Origin of the sequence: Corynebacterium sp. 5QC2CO (assembly GCF_024580435.1) — a bacterium.
Lineage (GTDB): Bacteria > Actinomycetota > Actinomycetes > Mycobacteriales > Mycobacteriaceae > Corynebacterium > Corynebacterium jeikeium_D.
Genome location: NZ_JANIKI010000041.1, coordinates 1 through 314, shown reverse-complemented (window position 1 = coordinate 314; position 314 = coordinate 1). Strand labels below are relative to the sequence as shown.

Genomic DNA, 314 nt, shown 5'->3' with positions numbered 1-314 from the left:
GTTCAATCCTAGTATCGCGCACCACGTAAGCCCTTTTGGGTGAGCGTATTTGCGGATGTAGCGCAGTTGGTAGCGCATAACCTTGCCAAGGTTAGGGTCGCGGGTTCGAGTCCCGTCATCCGCTCAGTGCAAACCCCCTTCTCCCAGGAGGGGTTGCGCATGAAAGCTTACATATAGCTTTTAACCCTGCGCGATTAGCTCAGTGGGAGAGCGCTTCCCTGACACGGAAGAGGTCACTAGTTCAATCCTAGTATCGCGCACCACGTAAGCCCTTTTGGGTGAGCGTATTTGCGGATGTAGCGCAGTTGGTAGCG

General features: G+C 54.5%; 2 tRNA genes. Both read left to right on the top strand.

Annotated features, from left to right (window positions below):
- Nucleotides 1-51: 51 nt before the first annotated feature.
- A tRNA-Gly gene (locus tag NQ014_RS10850) sits at nucleotides 52-124 on the top strand.
- A 64-nt stretch (nucleotides 125-188) separates the two neighbouring features.
- A tRNA-Val gene (locus NQ014_RS10845) sits at nucleotides 189-263 on the top strand.
- Nucleotides 264-314 lie beyond the last annotated feature (51 nt).